Annotated in this window: 1 protein-coding gene; it reads right to left on the bottom strand. The window is 46.4% G+C overall.

Going from position 1 to position 478, the window contains the following annotated elements:
* Nucleotides 1-154 precede the first annotated feature (154 nt).
* On the bottom strand, nt 155-478 hold a 324-nt coding region (locus tag B2906_RS12205), incomplete at its 5' end, for a hypothetical protein (RefSeq protein WP_286939855.1).

Consider the following 478-nt stretch of genomic DNA (forward strand, 5'->3'; position numbering starts at 1 on the left):
CGAAGCGGTCTCATCAAAGTTAGAACTTGAAATAAATCTTTGCGACTTTGCCTCTTGGCGGGAGGTTTTATTTCCCGCAAAGATTAGAAGAGGCGAAGAACAGTAGGCAGATGCAGTAGGCAGTTGGCTGTAGGTAGTTTGGAACTCTCGTGAGTCATAAATAGAGGCGTCTCCGCGAGGAACGAAGCGGTCTCATCAAAGTTAGAACTTGAAATAAATCTTTGCGCATTTGCCTCTTGGCGGGAGATTTTTTCTTGCAAAGAATGGAAGAGGCGAAGAACAGTAGGCAGAAGCAGTAGGCAGTAGGCAGTTTGGAACTCTTGCGAGTCATTAATAATGCCGTCACCGCGAGGAACGAAGCGGTCTCATCAATGTTAGAACTTGAAATAAATCTTCGCGCCTTTGCCTCTTGGCGGGAGATTTTATTTCCCGCAAAGAATGGAAGAGGCGAAGAACAGTAGGCAGAAGCAGTAGGCAG

Source organism: Algoriphagus sp. UBA3586 (genome assembly GCF_002376385.1).
Classification (GTDB): Bacteria; Bacteroidota; Bacteroidia; order Cytophagales; family Cyclobacteriaceae; genus Algoriphagus; species Algoriphagus ornithinivorans.